At 54.9% G+C, this 20,486-nt stretch carries 15 protein-coding genes; 1 reads left to right on the forward strand and 14 read right to left on the reverse strand.

Annotation, left to right across the window (positions count from 1 at the left end; translation table 11 throughout):
- Nucleotides 1-3 precede the first annotated feature (3 nt).
- The 6 genes from gap to DF283_RS01975 form a co-directional block, all read right to left on the reverse strand.
- Nucleotides 4-1,026, reverse strand: coding sequence for a type I glyceraldehyde-3-phosphate dehydrogenase (gene gap, locus DF283_RS01950; protein ID WP_303672964.1), 1,023 nt, complete (start codon nucleotides 1,024-1,026; stop codon nucleotides 4-6).
- A 180-nt stretch (nucleotides 1,027-1,206) separates the two neighbouring features.
- The gene (locus tag DF283_RS01955; protein WP_303672966.1) at nucleotides 1,207-2,562 is read right to left on the reverse strand and encodes a hypothetical protein; all 1,356 of its coding nucleotides are present in this window, start codon (nucleotides 2,560-2,562) and stop codon (nucleotides 1,207-1,209) included.
- A 137-nt stretch (nucleotides 2,563-2,699) separates the two neighbouring features.
- On the reverse strand, nucleotides 2,700-3,356 hold the full coding sequence (locus DF283_RS01960; protein ID WP_303672967.1) for a response regulator transcription factor: 657 nt from the start codon (nucleotides 3,354-3,356) through the stop codon (nucleotides 2,700-2,702).
- Nucleotides 3,353-4,480 (reverse strand): sensor histidine kinase, encoded by a 1,128-nt coding sequence (locus DF283_RS01965; RefSeq protein ID WP_303672969.1) that lies wholly within the window; start codon nucleotides 4,478-4,480, stop codon nucleotides 3,353-3,355. Before DF283_RS01965 ends, DF283_RS01960 begins: the two co-directional genes overlap by 4 nt.
- Nucleotides 4,481-4,552: 72 nt before the next feature.
- Nucleotides 4,553-4,984 (reverse strand): prepilin-type N-terminal cleavage/methylation domain-containing protein, encoded by a 432-nt coding sequence (locus DF283_RS01970; RefSeq protein WP_303672970.1) that lies wholly within the window; start codon nucleotides 4,982-4,984, stop codon nucleotides 4,553-4,555.
- A gap of 128 nt (nucleotides 4,985-5,112) precedes the next feature.
- Nucleotides 5,113-6,822 carry an ArnT family glycosyltransferase gene (locus DF283_RS01975; RefSeq protein WP_303672971.1) on the reverse strand — a complete coding sequence of 570 codons (1,710 nt, stop codon included), beginning with the start codon at nucleotides 6,820-6,822 and terminating at the stop codon, nucleotides 5,113-5,115.
- Between the two features lie 123 nt (nucleotides 6,823-6,945).
- Here DF283_RS01975 and DF283_RS01980 point away from each other — a divergent pair, with 123 nt between their 5' ends.
- Nucleotides 6,946-8,136, forward strand: coding sequence for a glycerate kinase family protein (locus DF283_RS01980; protein ID WP_303672973.1), 1,191 nt, complete (start codon nucleotides 6,946-6,948; stop codon nucleotides 8,134-8,136).
- On the opposite strand, the gene DF283_RS01985 is transcribed toward DF283_RS01980, so the two are convergent.
- The 8 genes from DF283_RS01985 to DF283_RS02020 all read right to left on the reverse strand — a co-directional run bounded on the left by DF283_RS01985 (nucleotide 8,051) and on the right by DF283_RS02020 (nucleotide 20,462).
- Nucleotides 8,051-9,682 (reverse strand): glycoside hydrolase family 3 N-terminal domain-containing protein, encoded by a 1,632-nt coding sequence (locus DF283_RS01985; protein ID WP_303672974.1) that lies wholly within the window; start codon nucleotides 9,680-9,682, stop codon nucleotides 8,051-8,053. The two genes, DF283_RS01980 and DF283_RS01985, sit on opposite strands and share 86 nt — an antisense overlap.
- A 6-nt stretch (nucleotides 9,683-9,688) precedes the next feature.
- The gene (gene mnmE / locus DF283_RS01990) at nucleotides 9,689-11,038 is read right to left on the reverse strand and encodes a tRNA uridine-5-carboxymethylaminomethyl(34) synthesis GTPase MnmE (RefSeq protein WP_303672975.1); all 1,350 of its coding nucleotides are present in this window, start codon (nucleotides 11,036-11,038) and stop codon (nucleotides 9,689-9,691) included.
- Between the two features lie 124 nt (nucleotides 11,039-11,162).
- A complete protein-coding gene (gene mutS, locus DF283_RS01995; RefSeq protein WP_303672977.1) occupies nucleotides 11,163-13,778 on the reverse strand; it encodes a DNA mismatch repair protein MutS in 2,616 nt (871 codons plus the stop codon).
- A gap of 135 nt (nucleotides 13,779-13,913) precedes the next feature.
- The gene (locus DF283_RS02000; RefSeq protein ID WP_303672978.1) at nucleotides 13,914-14,396 is read right to left on the reverse strand and encodes an OmpH/Skp family outer membrane protein; all 483 of its coding nucleotides are present in this window, start codon (nucleotides 14,394-14,396) and stop codon (nucleotides 13,914-13,916) included.
- Between the two features lie 123 nt (nucleotides 14,397-14,519).
- Nucleotides 14,520-16,523 (reverse strand): BamA/OMP85 family outer membrane protein, encoded by a 2,004-nt coding sequence (locus DF283_RS02005; protein WP_303672980.1) that lies wholly within the window; start codon nucleotides 16,521-16,523, stop codon nucleotides 14,520-14,522.
- 174 nt (nucleotides 16,524-16,697) lie between these two features.
- Nucleotides 16,698-17,741 (reverse strand): lysylphosphatidylglycerol synthase transmembrane domain-containing protein, encoded by a 1,044-nt coding sequence (locus tag DF283_RS02010; protein ID WP_303672982.1) that lies wholly within the window; start codon nucleotides 17,739-17,741, stop codon nucleotides 16,698-16,700.
- The gene (locus DF283_RS02015; protein WP_303672983.1) at nucleotides 17,704-18,750 is read right to left on the reverse strand and encodes a glycosyltransferase family 2 protein; all 1,047 of its coding nucleotides are present in this window, start codon (nucleotides 18,748-18,750) and stop codon (nucleotides 17,704-17,706) included. Before DF283_RS02015 ends, DF283_RS02010 begins: the two co-directional genes overlap by 38 nt.
- The gene (locus DF283_RS02020) at nucleotides 18,747-20,462 is read right to left on the reverse strand and encodes an ArnT family glycosyltransferase (protein WP_303672984.1); all 1,716 of its coding nucleotides are present in this window, start codon (nucleotides 20,460-20,462) and stop codon (nucleotides 18,747-18,749) included. The genes DF283_RS02015 and DF283_RS02020 overlap by 4 nt, the downstream gene beginning before the upstream one ends.
- Between the last annotated feature and the right edge of the window lie 24 nt (nucleotides 20,463-20,486).

The following is a 20,486-nucleotide window of genomic DNA, read 5'->3' on the forward strand; positions in this document are numbered from 1 at the left end:
CGATTAAACGCTGACCGGCAGTCGCTCGGCCACCATGTGGGTCAGTTCCGCCAGGCGGTTGCTGTAGCCCCATTCGTTGTCGTACCAGCCAATCACTTTGGCCATGTTGCTGCCGATGACCTGGGTGAACTCAGGATCGAACACGCAGCTGTGCGGGTTGCCGATGTAATCGGTGCTGACCAGCGGGGCTTCGGCGTATTCCAGTACGTCCTTCAGCTCGTTGGCGGCGGCCTTTTTGAAAGCCTCGTTGATGGCTTCCACGGTCATCGGTTTTTCGGTGACCACGGTCAGGTCGGTCAGGCTGACATCGGGGGTTGGGACCCGAACGGCGTAACCGTTCAGCTTGCCTTTCAGGGCGGGTAACACGGAACCGATGGCTTTGGCAGCCCCGGTGGAGGTGGGAACCATGCTCAGGGCGGCGGCGCGGGCCCGGCGCAGATCTTCATGCGGGGCATCCAGCAGACGCTGATCGCCGGTGTAGCTGTGGATGGTGGTCATAATCCCGGAGACCACTCCGAAGGTTTCGTGCAGCACCTTGCCGATGGGGGCCAGGCAGTTGGTGGTGCAGCTGGCGTTGGAGATGATGTGGTGTTTGGCCGGGTCGTATTCGTGGGCGTTGATGCCGATGGCCACGGTGATGTCTTCGTTTTTGGCCGGGGCGCTGATGATGACTTTCTTGGCACCGGCTTCAATGTGTTTTTTGGCCTTCTCGCCATCGGTGAAAAAGCCGGTGGATTCGATGACCACATCCACACCCAGGTCTTTCCAGGGCAGGTTGGCCGGATCTTTTTCGGCATAAATGCGGATGGTGCGCCCGTCGATGATCAGGGCGTTTTCGGTGAAGTCCACTTCGCCTTTGTAGATGCCCATGGTGGAGTCATACTTGAACAGGTGGGCCAATTGCTTGGGGGTGGTTAAGTCATTGATAGCAACGACGTTTAAGTCCACACGAGGGTTTTCCAGAGCGGCCCGAAGGGTCAAGCGACCGATGCGACCAAAGCCATTAATGGCGACTTTGCTTGCCATAAGCATTTTCCTTCTTGCTAAAGTTCATACGGCTGATACAGCCAAAATAACTGCCAATTCAATATATCACAAGCAAAGTGCAAACGTGAGGTCAGCGGCTGGCCTTATCCCGATTGAGGAAAGGCGGCCTGTCCGGGAGGTTCGCCCCGTGGAGAGGTCATTGGACCGGATCGGGTTGTGCTAACGGTTGGAGGCTTGGGGAAACTCCCTGAAATTTGTTCTTTTTCGACTCTGTAACCGGCTGACCCGGGTGTTATGGATGGCCTGAGTCACGCTTGCGGGGGTTTCTTTCAGATAGTCCAGCGCTTTGATAGCGCTTTTGTCCTCAAACCGGAGTGATGTCTGGCCGTAACTGGGACGGCTGGCGTATGCGGCCTTTCCGGACGCATTCAGTTCGTCTGGGGCTGTGTTCTCAGCGGTTCCGGGAGCCGGATAAAGCGGCATTAATCCGGTTACGTAAGGAATGCTGGCAGGCAGATTCCCGTTGGATACGGATTGGCGCACCTGGGTGAACAGGATTTTTAAAAGCACCAGCGCTCCGATGACGCAGAACACCCCAATACCACCAAAGAAAACAGCGACAGTGATGAATAGCCACTGAGGAATGGACTGGAAGCCCTTGCGGACTTCACTGGTCAGCTCCTTAAGTTCACTGGAGCCCACTTTGGCCGGTTGGCTCACGTTGGTGACGTTTGGCGAATGGGTCTGGCCTTGCGCTGAAGCGGCTGGCCCTTTCAGGGCGTCTGCGGGCATTGGCTGGGCGGGCGGCAGGGCGTGCAAATACCAAAGCGGATCGGCATTGGTTGCAGTCCCGGCTGGCGGCGCTGGCATGGATTCCGCCACCGAGAGGGTGTTGATGGGTTCTGCCCGGAGGGAAGGGCTAGCGGGCACCGGCTTGCTGGCTTTGCGCACCGGCTGTTCCGGCTGGAAATCCGAAGGGCGATAGACATAAGGGTTCCACACCCCGCCCTGGGTAGCTTTCACTGGTGTCGGACTCAGCTTTAGCCGATGATTGCTGGCACTGGCAGAGGCCGTCTCTTTTTTAGGGCTGGGTTTCTCGAAGTGGGCGGCTACCTGCTCAAAGTGGTCGCTCCGCTCTTTGCTGACCGCTGGCCGGGGTTTCAGTTTTTCCGGGCTGCTGGTGGCCACTTTTTGAGGCTGTTTGCTGTGCTGTTGCTGAACCGAGACGGCATACTCATTGGCCGCCAGATTGGGTAAAATGATTTTAACCTTGCCGTCGCCATGGGGAACGGCCCGCCCGATGAAGCGGTTCTTGTTATCCAGCACCACCGGAAGGCCATTGTCGAGCTGTTCCTGGGACAATTGGGTCTCCGGCAGGATAATGGCGAACTGTTTACCCTGATGTTCGGTGCTGTAGCTCACCCGCTGATCGGTGAACAGGGTGACCGTCACATTTTTATCCTGAGTGTCGATGGCAAAACCGTTCAGCTCAGCGGCAACAGAAAGGCTGTCAGCCAGAAGGCCAAGGCTCAGGGCCAAAATCAAGCCATTTAAAACAGGGTGTCTCAACGCCACGTCAACCACTCAATCTGACTATGCACTGGTTGTATTGTAACTGATTGTTGCGGATTGGAGGAATAGACCATGGGGTCAATCTCGGGCGGCCCGCTCGGCGAATCGAGATCACTTTCTCCGTTTGAGAGCCGCAGGTTTTACACCAGACCGTGTTCAAAGGCGTAGGCCACCAGCAAGGTTCGCTTGTTCAGGCCGGTTTTTTTCATGAGGTTGGCAATGTGGGTATCCACGGTTTTGACGGACAGGCAAAGCAGTTTGGCGATAGCCTGATTGCTGAGCCCCTGGGCCAACTGGATTAAAATTTCCTGCTCTCGGGCAGTGAAAGGATTGGGGGCGCTCTCGCGGCGTTCTTTGGCCAGCTTCTCGGCCACGTCGGGGGAGAAAACCGGTCTTTGGCCGCCCTGCATGGCTTCCAGCAGCTTGGCGCAAAGCGTTTGCTCATCGATGGTTTTGCTTAAAAAGCCCGCCACCCCCAATTGTTGGGCCTTGCGGATGTACTGTAGTTCACAGTGGGCGGAGAAGAGGACGATGCTGAGCGTGGGGAAGCGGGCGAGCAGCTCCTGGGTGAGTTGTAGGCCGTTTTTGCCGGGTAAATTGATGTCCAGCAGCACCAGATCCGGCTGCTTGAGTTGAATCAGGCCGGACAGTCCTTCGGCATTGGCGGCTTCTCCCACCACGGTAAAGTGGGTATGGCGGTGCAGCATTTCCCGGGTGCCCTGACGCACCACATCGTGGTCATCGACCAGCAGCACGGTGATGGGGACTTTTGCTTGTGCGGGGATGGACGCTTTCATTTAGATTTCACCGGGACAATGATCTGGAAGTGACTGCCCTGAGCGGGTTGGCTGCGGATATGAATTTTTCCGCCCAATTGCTGGATGCGTTCCTGAACACCGGTTAATCCCATTTTATGGGGATCTTTCTGCTTCGGGTCAAAGCCCCGGCCATTGTCGCTGATGGTGGCGCTTAAAATGGGGCCGTCCTCCGGGGCATAGGCCAGAGTGATTTGTACCTGACTGGCCTGGGCGTGATGTTTAATGTTGGAGCAAAGTTCCTGAAAGACCCTAAAAAGCGGTAGTTCGTAGCGTTTGGGGAGTTGTTTGAGTCCTTCGGCGGCAGTATTGAGAGAGACTTGCGCAATGCCGGTTTGTCGTAAATCGTCGGCCAGAAATTCCAGGGCGGCCACCAGACCCAGATCCTCCAGTATTTGCGGCTTCAGGTTGTGGCAAACCCGCCGCAGGTTCTCAATCACCGAATCCACTTTGTCCGCCGAGTAAGCCCGTTTGAGATCCACCAGCTCCTGCACCACCCCGTCATGCAGTTCCTGGGCGATGCGTTGGCGCTCTTCTTCTTGCAAGCGAACGTTTAAATCTCGGGAGCGGGCCAGTTGCTGGATGAGCCGATCGAGATCGAAAGCGGTGATGGCGGTTAAGATGAGCCCCAGAACCACCATGCTGAGGGTGATTTGCTGGGTTACTTGCTGGGCCTGATCCTGCAGGGCGCCCAGCTCGGTCAGCGATTCCAGCTTGAGGGTAAACAGTTCGTTTTGGCTGAGCTTGCCCAGCAAGGGGGCGCTGGGGGCCGGGTTGGCCAAAATGCTTTGCAGCAGCGGCGACACCATGGTCGTGGTGTTAGGGGCCGGAGCGGCCTTTTGCTCAATATCGGCCAGCATCAGGGCTTGCCGATAAATTTCGTTCCAGTCGGCCTGGGCTTGCTGCGGGTTTTCCGGGAGTTCCCGCTGCACTTTTTTAATGCCCCAGCGGATGTTGCTGAGGATGACCAGTTGGCTGACCTTGTGGGTGACCCGGGTGACTTCCTGTTTCCAGCCCACGGCTTGCTGGTAGGCGGTGCCGCCCACCAGAAACGTTAAAAGCACCATGACCAACAATGGTGCCAGAATATGGTTTCTGAATTTCACGATAGTTTTGTCGGGCTTAAGGCGGCAGAGAGGCCCTTAAGCAAAAGCCTCTCTGCTGAGTTTCTGCTAATCCTATTGGTTGATGGCGGGTAAAGCGTTGGTGCCTTGGTTAACTGGAGTCGCGGTTACACCGATAACACCCTGGTTCCAGTTGTAGGTCACAGGGCTCCATTTGGCAAAGCGGTTGGTGCAAGTAATTCTAGCTGCTGCAACTTGGCAAGTACCTCCAGTTTGAGCTCCAAAGCTGCCAATGGCAATGGTTTTTCCTGCTCCAGTAGTTCTGGCTTGATCAACAAAGTTGTCAAACCCATTGGGGGTCGAAGCGTTTTCCGCAGTGTAAATGGCTGCTGCACTGGCCAATTGGGCTTTTAAGTCTTTAATCATAGAGGCTTCCGCTTGGGCGGTGGTGTTACCGAAACGGGGCAGGGCCACGGCGGCCAAAATGGCGATAATGGCGATAACCACGGCCAATTCAATCAGGGTAAAACCTTTTTGGGTTGTCATAGGGGCTCCTTTTCCTCACCTTACCGTTGGACGAACATTGTGCGTTCTGAAACCAAAATGATTGTTTATTATTTATTATATCTCTGTTAGGAGTGTCGGCTTCTTGGACGCGTTCCGTATCGGTAAAATTACCGATCTTTTTGAGCGTGTTGAATTTTGAATATTTCTATAAGGCCGTGCGGACTTTGAAAGACGCGCAGAAATCTTGGGGAATTTGACCGTTTTAATTCAATTGCCAAGGGGTATTTTTTAGCGGAGAGACGCCAGTTATTCTTGGGTAACTTGGTGATTTGCACCGTACTGCTGACCAGATAGGTTATGTTTTTTTGATTGATTAAGGTTTGCTTGGCTTGGTTGTTAGCGCTATAAAGTGATTCTAAGCACGCCCGCTGACTTTGGGGGCAGTGCTGCTCTAGCTTATTCATGGGTAGAAATAAGAAGGCGTCCAGGGCCTGATGGGTTGTATTTAGCGCATAGAAGTAGGCTTCATCCAGATTTTCCAAGTAAATTCGGCTGTGCGGTGGAACTTGCGTGTTCAAAAAGTGCAGGGTGTCGGCATACTCCTGCCAAACATCGATCTGGGTATTGATGGCCATTTGATTGGCGCTTTGCTTGTAGAGGTAGGGCTGTAGATGAATATTGTTCAATACCAATATGGCCACCATCAGCAGACCGGGCAGGAACCATGGCTTTGGGCTGCTCTGCGTCCCCCGGGGAAGAAGCGCACACCAGAGTAGCGCCCATAGGATGGGCAACAAGGGCATTAAAAACCGGGGGTAGACGTTGTAAAAACTCCAGAACGGTAGAATCGCCAGATAGACGGAAACATAAAGCCCTTCCGGGGAAAATTGGCGTGCCTTGAGCCGCTGGTAGGCGTAGCGGCCCAGCAGCAAAATCAGGGCAAAACTCAGGCCCAGAATGACGCTTTCCGAGAGCAGGGTGGGCTTTTGCAGAAAAAAGCGCTCCAGAAGGGGGAAAAACTGTACGGAGAAATTCCCCAGCAGCTCCTGAATCCCCTTTCCCACCAGCGCCGGCAAAGTGTACTCATACTTTAAATCCATGCGAAAGGACTGAAAGTAAGTCTCCTGAAAGGTGCGCACTAAAAAATCGCCCAGGGCGTAGGTGGTGTCTTTCCGGGAGCCCGACCATAGGAGCCAGGGCAGCATGAGCAGTCCGCTCCCCAGCCAGTAAGCCCCGGTTTGCTTGCGCTGACCGCTTAGCCACAGCCACAGGCCAATGGCCACTATCAGGGGCAAGGCCATGGTGCGGGTATAAAAGGCGGCCACACTCAAAAGCACCAGCATAGCCACTTGGGCAGCGGTGAACGGTTGATCGTCTCTGTTAAACCGATGACACAGAATGAGGGCAAGGGTGCTAATCAGCATGAACAAGGGCTCGGACATCAGATCGATGCTGACTTCCAGAAAGCGCCAGTGGGTGCCTAGAATGAAAATCAGCAGCACGCAGACCCACTGCGGGAACTGGCGGATTGTGCGGAAGTAATAGCCCCACAGGGCCAAGGTGCCGGTGGCCAGCAGAATATTAATGCTCTTGAGCCACACAATATTGTGCGGAAACTGCGGGTTGATGAGCCAGCCCAGCGTCAGCATCAGGGGAAACAGGGGCGGGTACTTGTAGAAATAGGGCTGATCCACTATGCCCATGAGCCGGTACCCGTGGCCCTCGGCCATGGCTTTGGCCACCATCAGGTACATGCCGTCATCGTAGAGAAAGCCGACCACGTCCGGGCGCATTAGATGGAAGGCCAGCATCACAAAGCCTGTCAGCAGGCCCAGCCACAAGCCAGCGATTTTCAGATCGCATTGCTTCAAGAACACGCGCACTCCCGGATGGTTTAGATGCTCTTATTCTAGCAAGGTTTTGGCCCAAGCTGCGGGGCTGGCCGTTGGGACTACTCGGAGGCGCTTCTTGGCCGGGGGGCGGGGTGGTATGATGCTGCCATGAATGCCCGAAGCCCTCGTATTTTGATCGCCCCGGCCTGCTACAAAGGTACCCTGTCCGCCGGGGAGGCAGCCGAGATCATGCAATCCGCCCTCCGGGAGGCTCTGGGGGATACGGTGGACCTTCAGGTATGCCCCATTGCCGATGGGGGAGACGATACCTTGCAGGTCCTCAGCCAAAGTTGGGCGCAAGCCCGCCTGAACAGCCTGCGGGTGACGGGCCCCATCGCCACTATGCCGGTACAGGCCCACTATTTGTGGGAGCCTGCTGCCAAAACCGTGATCATCGAGTCGGCGCAGGCCCATGGCTTAAAGCTGCTAGGCGCAGAACGGCACCCCGTGGCGGCCACGTCTTACGGGGTGGGGGAATTGATTCGTGAATCCGTACGCCAGCATCAGCCGGACACGGTGGTGGTGTCCGTGGGCGGCAGCGCCTCCACTGATGGCGGTCTGGGGGCCTTGCAGGCTTTGGGCTGGCGTTTTTGGGATGATCAGAATTACGAAATTCAAGCCCCTCTGAGTGGAGGCGATTTAGGCCGTATCCACCGACTGGAGCGTTCACCACTAACTGCCGGATTGACTGCTGGCCATTCACCACTGCCTGCCTTGCGCATCGCCACGGATGTCCAGAATCCTTTGCTGGGTCCACAAGGGGCAGCGGCGGTTTTTGGGCCTCAGAAAGGGGCTTCCGCCCAGCAATGTCAGCAGTTGGAGCAGGGCTTGGCCCACGTGAGCGCTTTGCTAAAACGCTCTTTTAAAGTCGATTCTGCGGCGCTGGCGGGGGCCGGGGCGGCAGGCGGTTTGGCCTTCGGGCTGCTGCATTGCTCGGAAAATGCCCAATTGATTTCAGGTAGCCACTGGATTGCCCAAGCCCTGGGCCTGCACGAAAAAGTGGCCGCTGCCGATATCATCCTGACCGGGGAGGGCCGTTTTGACGCCACATCCCTGGGCGGGAAGGCGGTAGGGCATTTGCTGGCGCTGGCTGGGGATAAGCCGGTCTTTTTGCTTCCCGGTCAATGCCAGTCGGGCTTACCATTGCCGAATAGCAGCTATTGCCAACCCCTGGCCCAGGATGAAGCCAGTGTTCAAGCGGCCATGGCGAAGCCTAAAGAGGCTTTGCGGGAAGCGGTTTTGCGGGTTGCAGCGCGTCAGGTGTTGCCTTTGTTGAAAAACCATTTGCCAGCAAGTTAGCCAAGGCCTGCATGTTGGCAGGCCGATAGGTGCAAAGGCTCAGGTGCGCTTCGGGTGCGGCCAAGGCTTGCAAATCGTAAGGAGTCCCCGCTGAGGCCAGTATGAAGCGGGCTTGGGGGAACCGGGCCTTTAAAAGCGTGTATAAGTTAGCCTGACTGGTGTAAATCAAGGGGTTGAAGCTGACGAAAAGCACGGTCTCCGGGGCGGAAGTCGTCAAGCCATCGCAGAGCGCTTGGGCCTCAAAGGCTTGCTTGGCGGGATAAGTCAAACCCTCAAGGTGATTGAAGCCTGCCTTCTCCAGATAATATTCCAGCGACGGCGAGGTGGGCACATCAAAGGCGTAATTGCCCATGCCGGTGCGCTCAGGATGCACCAGCAGCAAGGGCGCCTCCAAGGGCAGGGGCAGCGCATCGGCGGAGCCCGCCAACAGGCTGATGCCCTGTTCGGCCCAGTTGCGGGCCTGTTGGGCGCAATCGGTTGGGGTTAGCGTAATCGGGCTGGTCCGGACTTCCGCCAGATAGTGCGCTTTTAAGCGGGCAATCCGGTGGAGGGAGTCTTGCAACTGGCTGAGGGGAAGAACTCCGCTCTCAAAGGCCGCCAATACCGCTTCATAAACCGCCCATTCCGCTTCGGTGCTTTGTTTGTAAAGCAGAATATCCACCCCTGCCTTGAGGGAGGCCAGCGCTGCCTCCACCGGGTTTCGGTGTTTGGTGATGGCCCCCATGCACATATCATCGGTAATGATGACCCCTTGAAAGCCGCACCGCTCCCGTAGCAAGCCCTGAATAACTGCCGGGGAGGCCGAGGAGGGGAGCTGTCGTTCCGCTTCCGTGGTTTGCAACGCCGGGTAATAGCCGTGGGCCACCAGCATCACGGGTACCCCGGCCTCAATGGCCTGCTGGAAGGGCTGGAGTTCGACTTCGCTGAAGTGCAGGGTGGGCAAGTCCAGATGGGAATCCACGGTGCCGTTGCCGTGCCCGGGAAAGTGCTTGCCCACGGCAATCAGCTTTTCAGCCGCAAAAGCCCGCAAGGCAATGTCCGCAAAGCGCCACACCGTTTCGGGATCATCCCCGAAGCTGCGCACCCCGATAATGGGGTTTTCAGCCTGTAAATTCACATCCAGGGTGGGAAAAAAATTCAGATTCAAGCCCAGTGCCCGTAAATGTTGAGCGATGGACTGATACATTGACTGAGCCAGTGGTTCCGCTGCTGGGGCCAAGGCCACCGCTCGGGGGGACAGGGCTGTGGGAAACAGCGTGTGCGGCAAGCGCTCTACCTGACCGCCTTCCTGATCAATGCCCATCAACATGTGGGGAAGATGCGCCGGGACGCTGGCTTGCAGTTTTTCGGTCAAATCCGCCACTGCCTGTGGGGTTTGCTGGGGTAAGGCGTCAAAATTATCCCGAAAAAAAATCAGGCCCCCCACGCCGCGCTCCAAAAAGCGGTGGGTGATGGGGTTGGGGGTTAACCCTTCGTAACCCACCATAAACAGTTGGGCTACTTGTTCCGCCAGGGTTAGATGCTCAAACCCGTTCGCTTCAGTCATAAAAGCCTATTTGCCCACGCAGAATTGCTGAAACACGCTGGTCAGTACTTCTTCCGTGGTGTCCCGTCCCATCAGCTCATCCAGCTTACGCAGGGCCTCTGTCATGGGCATGGTCACCACATCTAAAGGCAGGGTGGACTGAATGGCCGCCTGAGCCTGCTTCAGGCACTCTTCCACTTCAATGCAGCATTTAATCTGGCGCTGATTCAGTGACAAGGTCAGCCCGGTATCTTCGTGAGAAAACGCTCGGATTTTTTCTTGCAGGGCGGCGTAAATTTCATCCATGCCTTCCCGTGATTTAACCGACACATAAATCCAGTTGGGGAAGGTTTTTTGGCCGGGGCGCAGTAAGTCCTTCTTGTTACCCACCACAATGGTATTACTGGCTTCCAGCTTGCTTAAAATCTGCATGTCATAACGCAGCAAGCCCACCGAGCAATCGATCAGGTAAATGACAATCTGCGCTTCGGAAGCGGCCTGCCAGCTGCGCTGAATGCCCATCATCTCAATGCTGTGGTGGGTTTCCCGAATGCCTGCCGTATCAATCAGGGTGATGGCGATGCCATCGATATCCAGCACCTCGGTGACCACATCCCGGGTGGTGCCTGCCTGATCGGTCACAATGGAGCGATCTCGCGCCAATAAGGCGTTGAATAACGAGGACTTCCCGGAGTTGGGCATGCCCAGCAAGGCCACTTTCAGGCCTTCCCGCACCATGCGGTTGCGCTGGGCGCTTTCCTTCAGGCGGGAAATGCCAGACAGGCACTCTTCCAGCTGATGGGCCAGCACTTGCCGATCCGGCTCCTCCACTTCATCAGGGAAATCAATACTGGCCACAATTTGAGCCTGCAAGGTCAACAGGCCCTGGCTCATGTCATCGATATACTTACCCAAAGAGCGGTTTTTCAAATTGTTGGAGGCCTGAGAAATCAGCCGCTCGCTGCGGGAGGAGATCAGATCCATGACCGATTCGGCCTGAGTCAGATCCATTTTGCCATTGAGGTAGGCGCGCATGGTGAATTCGCCGGGCATGGCCACTCGGGCCCCGTTTTTCACGCACAGGTTCAGGATTTTGTGAGAAATGACATCGCCGCCGTGGCAGTGAATCTCGATGACATCTTCCCCGGTGTAGCTGTGCGGGCCTTTGAACGATAACAACAGCACCTCATCAATGATATCGCCCTCATCGGCAATCCAGCCGTGGTAAAAACGCCCATGCTGGAACTTTAAATTTTTCTTGGAGAATAGCTCATAGGCGATGCTCCAGGCCTCTTTGCCGCTAATACGGAGGACGGCCACACTGCCTTGGCCTCGGGCGGTGGCAATGGCGGCGATGGTACTGTCAGTGCTGATCATGATCGGTGTGTGGCTTTCTCGATTGATGGCATTCTGGGAGCGCTGGGTATGAAAACAGTCGGGGGATTATCCTAGGCTCTCATCAGTGTACTGTAATGACGCCTGCTACGGCAACTCTGCCTCGCTAAAACAAGCTCAGCTGTGGGGTTTCCAAAGTCTCCTCACGGGAAGCTTTTGCGCTGACCGCCGCCAGCTCTTTTCGTTGCATCTGGCTCAATATGGCTTCTGCCTTGTGGATAATCTCCGCGGGCAATCCGGCCATTTTGGCCACCTGAATGCCGTAACTCTTTTGGGCGGCGCCCGGTTCCACCGTGTGTAAAAACTCAATTTCCCCGTCCGCTTCAGCCACGCAAACCCGGTAATTGGCAATTTTAGGGTAATTCTGCTCCAGGGTGTTCAGTTCGTGGTAGTGGGTGGCAAACAGGGTGCGGCAACCCATGCGCTGGGTCATGTACTCCGATACAGCCCAGGCAATGGACACCCCATCGTAAGTGCTGGTGCCCCGCCCCACTTCATCCAGTAATACCAGACTGCGGCGGGTGGCCCCGTGCAGTATTTGGGCCGTTTCGTTCATTTCCACCATAAAGGTGGATTGTCCGCTGGACAGATCATCCACGGCGCCCACCCGGGTGTAAATGCCATCCACCAAGCCAATGCGGGCATAACTGGCCGGAACAAACGACCCCATCTGGGCCATTAAAATGATTTGAGCCACTTGCCGCATATAAGTCGATTTTCCGGCCATATTGGGGCCTGTAATAATCATCATCTGCGGGATTTGCAGGGCTTCGGGATCGGCGGACAAGGCCACGTTATTGGGCACAAAGCGTCCCAAAGGCAGAATCTTTTCCACCACCGGGTGGCGGCTTTGCTGTAAGTTAATTTCCAGAGAGTCATCCACGTGCGGACGCACGTAATTTTGCTCCACAGCCACGGTGGCCAGCGACTGCAAGACATCCAGCACGGCCACCCGCTGGGCGGAATCGGCCACGATATGGGCGTAAGTCAGCAGTTTTTGCCGCAAATCCATAAACAGGGTGTATTCCAGCTCGTACTGGTTGCTCTGGGCATCCAGCACCTGAGCTTCGTGGGTCTTTAAAATGTCGGTGGTGTAGCGCTCAGCGTTGGTTAAGGTTTGTTTCCGGTGGTAATCGGCGGGCACAGCCCCACTGTTGGCCCGGGTGACCTCAATAAAATAACCAAAAGCGCTGTTGAACGACACCTTCAGGGTCTTAATGCCGGTTCGTTCCCGTTGTTCCTGCTCGTACTGGGCCAGCCAGGTCTCATGATTGCGCACCAATTCCCGCATCTGATCCAGTTGGGCGTGGTAACCGGTCTTGATAATGCCCCCTTCCTTCAGGTTCAGGCTGGGAGAATCATCAATGGCCTGCTCGATCAGGGCCATCATCTTGAACAGTTCCGGTGGGAAGTCCTGTAGCCGGTTCAAATAAAAGCTCTCCAGCGGCTTGAGCAGGTTGGATAAATCGGGCAAGCGGGCAATGGAATGCTTGAGGGCGATTAAATCCCGGGGGCTGGCACTGAAGTTGGCCACCTTGGTGCTGAGGCGCTCAATGTCATAAATATCGGGCAGCAGGTGGCGCACCGATTCTCGAATGTCCGCATGCCGCACCAGTTCTTCTACCCCATCCAGCCGGGATTCAATCTCTGGCAAATGGGTCAGGGGCTGGTTGATCCACTGGCGCAACAAGCGGGCGCCCATGCTGGTGCAGGTCTGGTTCAGTACCCACAGCAGGCTACCTTCCGTCTGGCCGCTTTTGGCGGTGGAGAGTAACTCCAGATTGCGGCGAGCCGTGGTGTTCATGGTCACGGTTTGTTGCAGCGAATACAACCGAATGCCGTTGAACACGGGCAATTGATCCAGAAAATTCCGGCTGATGTAATAGCCAATGGTACCAGCGGCCTGTAAAGCACAGGGTTGATCCTCCAGCCCAAAGCCTTCCAGGGAGGCCACTTGAAACAGATCGAGCAGGCCACGACGGGTATCGGACACCTGAAAAGCGCCTTCCGGCAGTGGGGTGCAGCGGTAGTTTTCACTGATTTCCGGCGGCACATCGGCGATAAAGCTATCCAGTTCGTGAATGGACGTGGCCTTGCGTTTGCGGCCTTTCACCAAAATCTCCACCGGACGGATGCGATCCAGCTCGGACAACAGTTCCAGAAAGCTCAATTCGGTGACCCGAAACTCCCCGGTGGTGACATCGCAGTAGGCCAAGCCGCACGCTTGCTGCGATTGAATGTGAATGGCCGCCAGAAAGTTATTTTCCTCCGGGCGCAGCAGCGATTGCTCGGTAATAGTGCCACTGGACAACACCCGCACCACCTGCCGTTTCACCAAGCCCTTGGCCTGGCTGGGATCTTCCATTTGCTCGCAAATGGCCACTTTTAAATTCTGGGACAGCAGCTTGGTTAAATAGGTTTCGGCCGCTTTGACCGGAATGCCCGCCATGGGAATGCGGCCCGCTTTCCCGGCGTCCCGTCCGGTCAGGGTAATTTCCAGCACCCGTGCCGTAATCAGGGCATCCTCAAAAAAAGTCTCGTAAAAATCCCCCATGCGGTAAAACAGGATAATTCCCGGGTACTCGGATTTAACCGTCAAAAATTGACTGACCATGGGCGTGGCCCCAACTGGATCCACCGACATGGAGTGCAGGGTGTCGTAGTGGCTCTGTTTGCCAGTAGGCACTTTGGGGGTGTTTTCAGGGGAAGCGAGCTCTCTCATGCTTTGATTCTAGCAAGATTGGCGGGCAAAGTCTGGACAGGTTAAACACTGTAAATATGCGCTTGGACAAGGCTTGCATGTAAAAAGCCAGACTGGGGACAGCCTGGCTTTTAAAAAGTGTTTGAATGCGGTGCCCTATTTAACGTCCGGGGTGCCCGCGTTTAATTTGGAAAGCACTTCATTGGTGATGTCGGTGCCGCCCACAAAAACGGACTGCTTGGCAATAATAACGGACAGGTTCTTGCTGCGGGCCACTTCTTCAATGGTGTTGGTCATGGCTGTTTCCAGGCTTTTGGCTTTGGCGGCCTGAGTATCGCGGTACTCATTGACCTTGGCGGCCAGCTTATCTTCCAGACTTTTTTGCAATTGATCCACCGCCACCGGGTTGTTGGGCTGCTTGGTTTTGGCTTCCCGAATCTGTTTTACGAATTCGGCCTGCATTTTTTCCAGATCGGCTTCTTTGGCCTTCATGTCATCGTTAAACATTTGGGCCTTGTTGTAAGAGCGGATCAGTTTTTCGTAGTCGATGGTGCCAATGGTATCAGCCGCCTGAGCTGCCCGAAGGCTACCCAACCCAATGACCAGAACAGAAAGGACAATCGTCAGGATACGTCTCATGGATAATAAAAACTCCTTTGGACAAACAGACAAGCAATGCTGTCGATTATTTCAGAAACTGCTATATTGAACAAGATGCAAAAGGCAGAGTCTTGTTCCTGGGCAATTTTGCGTTAACACCGGCTAGAATTTTTCACCGACACCAAAGTTCCAAGGCCGGTTGTATTTGCTGCCACCCGCAATGGGAATGGCGTAATCAATCCGAATGGGCCCAACACCGGGCATATTCAGACGAATCCCCAGACCGGTGGACATACCCCGACCTGTGCGGTTAAACACGTTGTTGAAGTTGGACTCGCCCAGCACGGTACCGGCATCCAGGAAGGTGGCCAGGCTGAGGCTGTTAAGCACCGGGATATTTTTCATCTTGCCAATCATGGGCACTTTGGCCCGCAATTCAGCCGTACTCAGCAGGTAGCCGTTCCCAATCCCCAGGCCGCCTTCCTGGAAGCCCCGAACTGAATAGGCACCGCCCATACGGAACATGTTGAATTCTGGAATATCGCCCAACAGGGAGTTGCCGCCCTGCGCGTTCAGGGCCAGGGTGATGCCTTCCCGAATTTTGATGTACTTTCTCAGGTTGGCGCTGACCAGCCCGTAGGAATTGTTGCTCAAGCCGTAAGCCCCCGTCAGGGACACGGTGTTCAACCAGCCGGAGGTGGGGTTGAAGCGGTTGTTTCGGGTATCAAAGGCCAGTGTGGGGGACAATGAAACGAACGTGCCACCCTTGAGCTGGTCTTTACGCTCTGAGCTGGAAATGCCGAATTCTCTTAAATCGTTGTTATTGGCGAAATCCCGAATCCGCACGTTTTCGCCCCGCAGGCTGAGGCCCACAGAGGTGTTCTTGTACTTCATCAGCGGCGCGCCCCAGGCCACTTCCGTCCCGATCCGGCGCTCAATGCCTAGAGGGATATTAAAGCTGGAGAAGTCGCGGCCATACAGGTTTGCGCTGAGCGAGTTGGCCGTATTCATGAAGCTGGGATCGCTCCAGCCCACGTCAAACTGGTAGGTGCGGGCGCTGGCCTGAGTGTTGCGATCCCGGCCAATGATACCGCTACCCACCGCGAAAATGGAGTTCACGTTTTGTCCGCGTCCCAGGAAGTTGGGATCGCTGTAACCCAAGGAGCCGAACAGACCGGTGTTGGTGTCCACGCCACCGCCCACCGAAATGGAGCCGGTGCGTTTTTCATCGACTTCAACGGTCAGGTTGTATTTATCCGGGTTGTCGGGCGATGCGGTAATGACTCGGCGTACATCGGAGAAGGCCTGGGTACCGAAAATCCGCTTCAGGTCATCGGCCAGTGCTTTTTCGTTGTACACGTCGCCCACTTTGGTGGTCATTAAGCGCTTGATGACAAAGTCCTTGGTTTTACGGTTGCCCACAAACTGGACTTTATCAATGGTGCCTTCGTTGATTTTCAGGTTAATAACCCCGTCCGGGTCGTCCTCGATGTTGGAAACGCGGGCTAGCACATACCCCTTGTCGGCGTAGAGCTTTTCAACCTTTTCGATGCTTTCATTCAGCTGGCCAATATTCTGGGGCATGCCGGTCTGCTTGGCGAAAATGGCCTGAAGCTCGCTGTCCTCGACAATGGAGTTGCCTTCGATGTGAACGCCCGTGACCGGCGCGTTTTCCTGCACCACAATACGCAACACAATGCCTTCACTGGTGGAAACGGGCACGGCTTTGATCTTTTCCGTGAAGTAGCCCATGTCATAAATGCGGCGCAGGTCGTCTTTCAGCGTGTTTTTGCTGTACAGGCTGCCGGGACGCATCACCATGGAATCCTTGATTTTGTCTGACTGAACCAGTCGGTTGCCCTCAATACTGATCTTATTGACGGTCAAACCCTGGTCATAGCGCTGATCGCGGGCTGCCCGGACTTCATCGGGGGCGAACTCGCTGAGCGGGGTCGGCGTGCTTTCTTCGCTGGAAGTGACATCCCCAGCGGGGGCCAGGGCATCTTCAGCCCAAGTCTGGCTTACAGAAGTGGAAACGCCGATGGAAAGGGCCAACAGTGCCAGCATTAGGGGTGGCTGATGGATGTGGAGCAAACGGCTTTTCAAAACGTAAACCTCATGATTGTGATCCGAAAAATTAAAAGACTGAAAAATATCAGCCAGCATTTGGGCATTTTCCCATAGATATTCAAATTCTCCCACAAGCAGATCATTTTGGGAAATATCCTGGGGCGGGAAATGGGTGGGTGGCTACACCAGCTACTGAAATCGAACCGGATGAACCAGCAGGCTGCGCTATTAAAAACAGAATGGAAAACACTTTTGCTTTTTAAGAAACCATCAGGCCAATTCTTCACTCAAATCAGCCTGCTCTGCGGCGGTGGGCGTTTTATAATGTCCTTTCAGCAGCACCAGTCCGCCGATGAGCGATGTGCAGGTGGAAATAATGTCCCAGTAAACGGCAAAGGCCAGGGCGGTATCCGGCTGAAGCCCGGCCTTGGTGAGCAGCAGCAAATAGGCGCCCTCTCTCACCCCAAAGCCGTTAAAAGCAATGGGCAAAACGCTGGCAAGCGAAACCACGCCATACACCACGGTCATATAAAAGGGATTGACTGAGGTGTGCAAGGCTTGGGCAATTAGCAAATGCATCACAATCATCATGGCGTGAACGAACAGAGAGATAGAAACGGACTTGGCCAGTAAGCCCAAATTGGCCCAGTAGACCTTGGCCTGATCCAGCAGGGCCAGCTTGGGAAATTTCTGGGTTAGGGCTTGCAGAGGTACCAACCATAGGCAAAAATAGCCCAGTAGCAGCAGGGTGGATAAAAAGACCAGCAGCACGCTCAAGTCGAAGATTAAGGGCTGGTTCAGGAAGGGCAGTGTTATGGGGATGGCCAAATGGCTATCCTGTAAGGCCGGACTGAGGCACACGGCGCTGGTCAGCAGCAAAAGCGCTACCAGTCCCACCCCTCGCTCGGCAAGGAGGGTGAGCAGCGCTTCCCGTTTGCGACGACCCGTGCTTTTGGCCAGATAGTACAGACGTAAAACATCGCCCCCAATGGCCCCGGGTAAAAACAGGTTGAAAAACATGCCAATCAGGTAATAGTCGTAAAACTCCCGCAGGGCTAGTTTGAAGTTCAGTGCGGCGCTTAAAAACTGCCAGCGGTAGGCGCTAATGAGCTGCCCCACCAGGTAAACCACCACGCCCACCGGGATATACCACAGGTTGGCCTTGGACAGCTTGTGCAGAACATTTTCCAGCCCGATGTGTTGCAGTAAAAAACCGAGCAGCACCACGCTAATCAGGATTTTTAGGACCTGTTTGGGAGAAAACGATGGAGTTTGCCTAGCGTGCGAGGGATTGGCCAATGGGGAAAGGGTCATGTTGGGGCGTTTCGTGCTGAATAATTTCGCGGACCTTGTAAATGGGCTTGTCCTGCGATTCGAAGTAGGTACGGGCCTGAATTTCGGCGATCATACCGGTGCTGATGAGCTGAATGCCGGTTAAAAACATCAATACACCCAGCAGCAAGAGGGGGCGGGTGCCGATATCGTGACCAAATAGCAGTTTGTCCACCACCAACGAGCCTAGAATCAGAGCGCCCACAAAGAAAAAGGCGAAACCGGCCCGGCCAAACATGTGCAAGGGGCGGGTCAGGAAGCGTTTCAGAAACAGTACGGTCAGCAGATCCAGAATGACTTTGAAGGTTCTGGATAAACCGTATTTGCTGGTACCGGCCACTCGGGGACGATGGTTGACCGGTACTTCCTTGATCACAGCACCGTCAATACTGGCCAGAGCGGGAATAAAGCGGTGCATTTCACCGTACAATGGGACTTCTTTGGCCACTTCGGCCCGATACACTTTAAGGGAGCAGCCGTAATCGTGGATTTTCACCCCGGTGGAAGCCCCAATAATGCGATTGGCAATCATGGAAGGCAGCTTACGGGTCAAGGCCTTGTCCTGACGATGCTTGCGCCACCCGCAAACGATGTCCAGATTCTCCGCTTCCAGCATGTCGATAATTTCAGGCACCTGGGCCGGATCGTTTTGTAAGTCGCCGTCCAGCGTTACAAAATACTTGCCCTGAGCGTACCGAAAACCCGCTGCCGTGGCGGCCGTTTGCCCAAAGTTACGCTTCAGGCAAACCACTCGCAATTGGGGAAATTCATCGCTTAAATGGCGCAGGGCTTGTACCGTGCCATCCCTGGAGCCATCATCCACCAGCACCATTTCAAAGGAGCGGTTCAGCCGGTAGCCAGTCTGGGCCACCTCTCGAATCAGGGCATCCACGTTGTCCACTTCGTTGTAAACCGGAATAATAAAGGACACATCCACCGTGTGGGCGGCTGCTCGCTGGGGAATACTGGAGAGGGAATTCGCTGCGGTCATGGTCGGGGTTCCTGTGGTGGGGCATTTTGCCGTTTGCGTACAGAAAGTAAACTATAAACACGGTCTTTTTCAACAACCGTCAATTCCAGGGAAGGGGGGATCAAGGGGCGAAGGGTGCCGAGATGCTCATTCTTGGTAATGATAAAGCTTTGCGGATGTTGTTGCAGTTCACTGAGCAGGGCCGGGGCTTGCTCTTCCACAAAGCGGGGAATGCGGCGTTTGCCGTAAAAGGTCAGGCTGGTTCGCTGAATTTCATAGAGGATCAGCGGTCGGCCATTGGTTTTGTTCAAGTAGTTCATCATAACACTTTGGGCCGCCTGACTGATATTGGGGATAATGCCCTGTAGGGCGACGATAGCCAGTAGAAATACGGTTAAGGCCTGTGTGTAGAGGGCTTGCTTGCCTTTTTTTCGATTCAGCAGCCAGCTGGTAGCCACCGAGCCAGTTAAAAGAACCAGCACTGCCGCCCCGTTGTAGCCATTGGCTTCAATGCCAGCCGCTTCCCGGGGGAGGAGTTTTTCCATATTGCTTATAAAAACCGAGCCCCCAATCAAAGTGCTGAGGGGTAAAATCAGGCTTGGCAGCTGCATCCAGCGCCAGTCCCCGTCTGATTTTTTTTCGTTATTTGCGGAAAATGAGTACCAGGCGCTGGCGGTCATCAAGGCCAATGCGGGAAACAAGGGCAGGATATAGGTCAGTAGCTTGGTGCTGCCCAGACTGAAGAATCCAAAGACAAAGCTGGCCCACACCAGACCGTATAAGGGGATGAGGTAGTGAAAAGCCTGTTGATCAACCCATTGTTGATGGTTGGTTCTGCATTGTTGCCACAAATTACGGAGGGCGGCGGGCAAGTAGGCTGTCCACGGTAAAAAACCGGCCAGCAAAACCAGGGTGTAAAAGTAGGGTGGCTGCTTGTGCCCGGAGACAACATCCGAGTATCGGGTCACGTTGTTCATGAATTGGGATTCAATGAAAATGGGGCCGTTCTCCTGATAAATGGCCCAGTACCACGGTGCGGCAGTGGACAGGGCGATTAAAACCGCCAAAGGCATCCACCGGTTCAGCAGGCAGCGCTTACATTGTCCAATGACCAATGTGTATAACGTAAAAATGGCGCCGGGGATGATCAGGGCCACCGGGCCCTTGGTTAAAATGCCCAAACCGGCAACGGCTCCCGCTGCCAGCCACCATGTTAAATGGCGATGGGCGGCCAAAAACAGGCACAGGGTGGTGCCGGTCATAAAGCAGGCCAGGGTCATATCGGTAATGGCCATGCGGGCAATGCCGATGAACAGGATGCTGGAAGCCAAAATCAGTGCTGCGTATAGCCCAAATTGACGGGATATCAAATGACGGCCAAAGGCGTAAACCATGCCCACGGTGGCGCTAGCGGTCACGGCGCTGAAAAAACGGGCTGAAAATTCAGAAAGCCCGAACACCTGATAGGCCAGGATGATGAGCCAGTAGAAAAAAACCGGTTTTTCAAAGCGCACTTCGTAGTTGAAATAAGGGGTAATCCAGTTGTGACGCTCCAGCATTTCCCGGGCCGCTTCGGCATAACGGGGCTCATCCAGATCAAACAGGGGATAACTGCCCAGCTTAAAGAAAAAGGCAACAGCACAAAACAGCACCAGCAAGGCGATATCCTGAATGGCTGTGCTGAATCCCTTTTGAGGCGGTTTTTCGGGGGATGCTTTAATGGAAGTGGTCATGGTGCTAGTATTGTATAACACACT

Source organism: Vampirovibrio chlorellavorus (genome assembly GCF_003149375.1).
Classification (GTDB): Bacteria; Cyanobacteriota; Vampirovibrionia; order Vampirovibrionales; family Vampirovibrionaceae; genus Vampirovibrio; species Vampirovibrio chlorellavorus_B.